The 4,927-nt window shown below is 63.8% G+C and carries 4 protein-coding genes; 2 read left to right on the top strand and 2 right to left on the bottom strand.

Features of this window, described 5'->3' with window-relative positions:
- The first annotated feature begins 389 nt into the window (after nt 1-389).
- Entirely contained in the window at nt 390-1,412 is a 1,023-nt protein-coding gene (locus tag I2E26_RS08825) for a DMT family transporter (RefSeq protein WP_195420433.1), read from the top strand.
- A 33-nt stretch (nt 1,413-1,445) separates the two neighbouring features.
- On the opposite strand, the gene I2E26_RS08820 is transcribed toward I2E26_RS08825, so the two are convergent.
- Nucleotides 1,446-2,027: a Crp/Fnr family transcriptional regulator gene (locus tag I2E26_RS08820; RefSeq protein WP_195420432.1), complete on the bottom strand. Its 582-nt coding sequence runs from the start codon at nt 2,025-2,027 to the stop codon at nt 1,446-1,448.
- 311 nt (nt 2,028-2,338) lie between these two features.
- Complete coding sequence (locus tag I2E26_RS08815) at nt 2,339-3,286, bottom strand: SPFH domain-containing protein (protein ID WP_195420431.1); 948 nt, start codon at nt 3,284-3,286, stop codon at nt 2,339-2,341.
- Nucleotides 3,287-3,530: 244 nt separating this feature from the next.
- Between I2E26_RS08815 and I2E26_RS08810 the strand changes: the two genes are divergently transcribed.
- Nucleotides 3,531-4,927: glycoside hydrolase domain-containing protein (locus I2E26_RS08810; RefSeq protein WP_229056535.1), on the top strand; the 1,397-nt coding region annotated here is incomplete at its 3' end.

The raw sequence follows: 4,927 nt of genomic DNA, 5'->3' as shown, positions 1-4,927 counted from the left end.
TCGTCCTGGCAGGGCAGGTACAGCAGGCGGGCGCCAGATGCGTCATGGCGCAGCACGTAGGCGTCGGCATCGAGTTCGGGTACCGCTTCGTGGGAGAGCACGGAGAAACCGTGCTGCGGCGCGATGCGGCCGAGCGAGGCGGCGGCGCGTGCGATGACATCGGGTACGGGTGTGGACATACAGCTCCTTATGATAGGGCCCGTGGCGAGGGGCGCCGATGCGCCGGGAGGGCGCGGCGTTTCCGCACAGGGCATGGCGAGTCTATCCGATAGCTTACCCATCCGGGCTTGTTTTGGTGCGCGGAACCTTGGGAATGACGCGTCACCCGTGAGGTGGCATGATGCATGATATAAGGTTGAGGAAATCGGTTTGAACGGGGGAATGCATCTATGACACGGGAGGACGCAGGTCTCGAGGTGGAGCGGTCCGACGGCTCGTCGCGGCATGGCGGCGCCGGGCACCTGGTGGACGATGGCGCCGATGCGGCGTCGCGCGCACGCCGCCGGGCATGGCGGGAGCGGCTGAACGACCAGGCGGGACGTCAGGCCCTGGTGGGCGTGATCGCCACGCTGCTGGGCGGTACGTTCTGGGGGTTCTCGGGCACGTGCGCGAGCTTCCTGTTTGCCAACTACGAGATCGACACGATGTGGCTCACCTGTATCCGGCAGATCCTGGCGGGCGCGACGTTCCTGATCGTGGTGCTGATCTTCGACCGCAAGCGCCTGTTCAAGCTGCTCACCACGCCGCGCCATATGGTGACCCTGCTAGCGCTTGCGGCGTTCGGCGTCTTCTTCAACCAGTTCTTCTATCTGCTGGCCGTGCGCCTGACCAATGCGGGAACCGCCACGGTGCTCCAGTGCCTGCAGCTGGTGCTCATCATGGGCTACACCTGCGTGACCGTTCGGCGCCTGCCGCGCCGCCGCGAGCTCGCCGGCCTGCTGCTGGCGTTCGGCGGCACCTATCTCATCGCCACGGGCGGCGACCCCACCCAGCTGGCGATTCCGCCCGAGGGCTTGGCGGTGGGGCTCATCGCCGCGTTGGGCGCCGCGTGCATGACGATCATCCCCACGAGCATCTTGCCGGTGTACGGCTCGGCCATCGTGACCGGAACCGCGATGTTCATCTCGGGTATCGTGAGCTCGATCTTCATCCAGCCGTGGAACAACGTGCCCGTGCTGGACGGCATGGGTTGGGGCGCGCTGCTGGTGCTTATCTTCGTGGGCTCGTGCCTGGCGTACGCGCTGTACCTGCAGGGCGTGAAGGATATCGGCTCGGTACGCGCGAGCCTGCTGGGCACGGTCGAACCCGTGTCGGCCACGGTGACCAGCGCGGTGTTCCTGGGGACGTTCTTCGCCCCCACCGACATCCTGGGCTTCGCGTTTATCATCGCCATGGTGTTCCTCACGGCATAGGCGGCGCGATCCCGCCGTGCGGGAAGGGGCGCGTTACGCCTCCGGCACCTCTTTGCGTACGCGCGAGAGGGTGACCTGCGTCATGCCGAGATACGATGCGATGTAGTGGTGGGGGATGAGGTCGATCACGCCGGGATAGGCGTCGAGGAACCACAGGTAGCGTTCGCGCGCGGTTTTCTGGCATACCGCCGTTTTGATATCCCAGTGCATCTGCCAGGCGTTTTGCAGAATCGCGATGAAATCGTGCGCGAAGGGAAGGCTGGTGCCGAGGAGACTCTGGACGGCTTCGATCGGTATGCTCGCCACGTGGGAGGGAATGATCGCCTCGATGCGAACGGGCGAGGGCCTGCTGAAATCGGCGCATGGCGCGATGACCATGCCTCTCTTGGTGATGAGGCAGTCGGTTGTGTCGCGGCCCGCGCTGTCGATAAGCGCGGTCCGCACCGCACCGTCGATCAAGACCGCGATTTCCGCCTGATGCTCGCCGGCCTGCAGGAGGGCTTCGCCCTTGGCAAGCGCGCGCACGGTCGCATGGGCGGCAAGGGGCCCCGCCGCCTGCGGGTCTTTGATGCCGGCCGAATCTTGCAGGAACTGTGCGACGTTGATGGTGTTCACGAATGCCCCAAGCGCCTTGACTCTGGGTTCGTGTTAACGAAACCACAGAATCCCGAACCGCGTCATTATCAAACGTTAAAAATGCAACAAATGGCGCAGATTTTGTACTGTACGCAACGAAGCGTCCCTGCTGCGTCCTTGACCGCATTTCCGCTGCATCCGCGCGGCTTGTCTGGTCGGGGCGCAGCCCGCGTGTTCCAGACTGCCCGCGGTATAGAAACGGGGAGGCCGCAGCCTCCCCGTTTGATGGATTCGAATCGGGCTCGCATCGTTTGCCGGCGCCGAGCGATGCGGTCCGGCGGCGCGCTTTCCTACGCCTGGGTTCCGGCGTCGTCCTTCGCAACCTGCTCGGCGGCGATGATCTGCTCGAACATGCTCGCTGAGTCGCGGAAGTCCGTCGGCAGCACCACGGTGCTCGCCCGACCGCTCTTGGCGAACTCGTTCATCATCTCGGTCCACTGCGTGAACATGAAGAGCTGGTTGGCCTCGTCGTTGCCCACGCCCGTCTCCTGGATGGTTTCGAGCGAGTCCTTGATGCCCAGCGCGATGGCCTTGCGCTGGTTGGCGATGCCCTCGCCGGCCTTCTCCATGGCCTCGGCCTCGGCCTTCGCCTCGGTGACCCGGCGGATGCGGTCGGCCTCGGCCAGGTCCTGCGCCGCGGCCTTGGTGCGCTGCGCGGCGTTGATCTGGTTCATGGAGTCCTCGACCTCGGCGGGAAGCGCGATCTTGGTGATGAGCGTGCTCACCAGCGTGAAGCCGTAGGCGGCCATCTGCTCGGACACGGTGGCGTTCACGTCCTTGGCGATATCGTCCTTCTTGGCGAAGACCTCGTCGAGGGTGTAGACGGGAATGGACGAGCGCAGCGCGTCGGTGATGAAGTCGCGCATCTGCGCCACGGGCTGCTGGAGCATGTAGTAGCTCTTGTAGACGCCAGAGTCGGCGGGGCCGGAGCCCATCTCGTAGCTCACGTGGTACTGTGCCGAGACCTCGAGGCCGATGGTCACGTTATCCTGCGTCTTCACGTCGATGTCGAAGCCGTTCTTCATGGTGCGCAGCGATACCGTGGCCGCCTTGCGATCGATGAACGGGATCTTCGCATGGAAGCCCGCGCCCACGATGCGGTTGAATTTGCCCAGGCGCTCGATGATCACGGCGTGCTGCTGCTTGACTACGAAGAACAGGTTGCCGGTGAGCGCGCCCACGACAATGAGGACGAGCGCGATGCTGAACAGTCCTCCCAGCAGGTCGAAGATGAACATGGCGGTTCCTTTCCGTCGGCTCGCCTGGTGCGGCGAGCGAATTAGAAAGAGGATACCCGTTTCCTTTTCGGCGAACGGTCTGCTCTCGGTGAGCGGAATACACAATTCGGATGCAATTGTCCGTATAATAGGCAGCTGCGAAAATGCGCAAACGACGGTGCCAGACGAAAACGTGTGCGCAATCTCGCATATTGGTTCGCCCCTTATACAGAGGTCCGCCGAATGGGCGGAGGAAAGGAGCAAAATGTCATTACAGCATGCTAACAATCGAAAACGAGGTGTCTTTTCGGCAGCCGTCGCGGTCCTCGCGGTCGTCGTCTTGGCGCTCGGCGTGGCCCTGCCCGCCTACGCCGCGAGCGTGAGCATCGGCGGCACGAAGGTCGATATGGACACGGCCGTCCCCACGAAGATCGACGATTCGGTCATGGGCGACGCGGCCTTCCAGTTCAACTACAAGGGCGACTGGAGCCCTGAGGCCGGTTACGACCAGTTCTTCAATGGAACCGACCATTATTCCAATACCGTGGGCGATTCGTGGAGCATGAAGTTCACCGGCCCCAAGATCGATGTCTACGGCAGCAAGAACCCCGCTCACGGCACCTACGCCGTGACGATCGACGGCAAGGCGCAGAAGGATATCGTCGCCACCGCAGGCTCTGCGCAGCACAAGCAGCTGCTCGGCTCCTATGAGGGCCTCGATGCCGACGCCGAGCACACCATCACCGTCGAGCTGAAGAGCGGCGGCGCGATTCAGGTCGACTACGTGGTCGTCGAGCGCAAGCCCGTGGCCGCCACCGACTTCACCCTGTCCACGCGCGCCAAGGTGCTCGAGAGCGGCAGCTCCTTCGAGCTGTCCTACAGCGTGTCCCCCAAGGGCGCGGTCGATCCCGGCGTCACGTACGATTTCGACGAGAAGCTGCTGGAGATCGACGAGACCGGCGTGGTGACGGCGAAGCAGGTTTCCAAGAAGACCGTTACGTCCATCACCGCCGCGCTCAACAACGAGAGCGGCGCCTCCCACAAGATCGACGTCACCATCTACCCGCAGGTAGAGGGCTTCAACGCGTTTGTGGGCAACGAGAAGCTGCTCGATACCCAGGAGGACTGGGAGGCCAAGAAGGCCGATCGCACCGATTCCTGGTCGGGCACCGCATGGCTCGCGGACGAGCGCGCCAGCAAGATCGGTATCGCCACCCGTGCCGAGGGCGCCAAGAACGTGCGGATCATCGCCGGCGACCTGGTCGCCGCCGACGGCTCCGTGATCTCGGGCAAGGATATCGAGGTCAAGTGGCTGCGCAACGTGCAGGCCAAGGAGGGCCGCAACGCGCAGGGCAGCCTGAAGAGCTATCCGGATGTCATCTACTATGACAACACCGGTATGGACGTTCCGGCTAACACGCTGCAGTACGCTTGGCTGACCATTCCCGTTTCGGCCAGCGCCCATGCCGGCACCTACACCGGCACCGTGCAGGTCGTCGCGGATGGCGTCGATCCCGTCGAGCTCACCTATACGCTCGAGGTCATCGGCATCAAGCAGCCCACGGCCGACGAGGCCGATTTCGAGGTGCAGGTCTGGCAGCACCCCTTCAGCGTGAGCGGCTACTATTTCGCCAACAGCACGGCTGACGCCGCTACGGGCAC

Origin of the sequence: Collinsella sp. D33t1_170424_A12, from assembly GCF_015554865.1 — a bacterium.
Taxonomy (GTDB): Bacteria; Actinomycetota; Coriobacteriia; order Coriobacteriales; family Coriobacteriaceae; genus Collinsella.
The sequence above is the reverse complement of the archived record's forward strand: the minus strand, read 5'-3'. Positions and strand labels throughout refer to the sequence as shown.